Source organism: Oleiphilus sp. HI0080 (genome assembly GCF_001635135.1).
The window spans coordinates 1-773 of the sequence record NZ_LWFU01001082.1 but is presented as its reverse complement, the minus strand read 5'-3'; the positions used below and the strand labels follow the sequence as shown (position 1 = coordinate 773).

Below are 773 nucleotides of genomic sequence, written 5' to 3'. Positions count from 1 at the left end.
GCTGTCGACCGAGTGCCACAGACCAAGAAATCCGTAACTTTCTCGGCGGTTTTAACTTTCGAGGTGATGACGCCACAGGCACCATCGAAAAGTTCTCTGGAGGCGAAAAAGCGCGACTAGCGCTTGCGATCATTGCTTGGCATAAGCCAAATCTGCTCTTGTTAGATGAGCCTACCAACCATCTCGATCTGGAAATGCGGCTCGCTCTAACCATCGCCCTTCAGGCCTTTTCAGGAGCCATCATTGTGGTCTCTCACGACAGGCACCTATTAAAAAATACGGTTGATGATTTCTGGCTCGTCGCAGGTGGAAGCGTCGAACCATTCGAAGGAGACTTGCTGGACTATGAGCGGTGGTTGGCGGAGTTCCAAAAGCAGTCACTGGTCAAAAACGATTCTGAAAGCATGCTAGATGAAACCGCAAAGATCGGAGAAACAAGNGAAAAGCGCAAGGAGCGGAAGCGCGTCGAAGCCGAGCGAAGAAAACAACTTAGCCCGATGAGAAAAGAGCTCGCGAAAATTGAGGCGAATGTTGAGCAGGCACAAGCGTCATTGAATCTTATTGAGCAAGAGTTAGCGGCCCCAGAGATCTACGAAGATAAAAACAAAGCGAAGTTAAAGCACTTGTTAGCGGATCAGGCGGCACTAAAATCAGATTTGGAGGCTTCTGAATTGCTTTGGTTCGAGTTACATGAGCAGATCGACCAGATTGAGTCGAGTGTTTTATAAGAGTTTGCATTCCTATAACAAAACCTACATTGAGCCTTAGCTCGA

General features: G+C 48.1%; 1 protein-coding gene. It reads left to right on the top strand.

What is annotated here, in order from left to right; all coding sequences use genetic code 11:
* Window positions 1-728: ATP-binding cassette domain-containing protein (locus A3751_RS19945; protein ID WP_156492670.1), on the top strand; the 728-nt coding region annotated here is incomplete at its 5' end.
* Window positions 729-773: the final 45 nt, after the last annotated feature.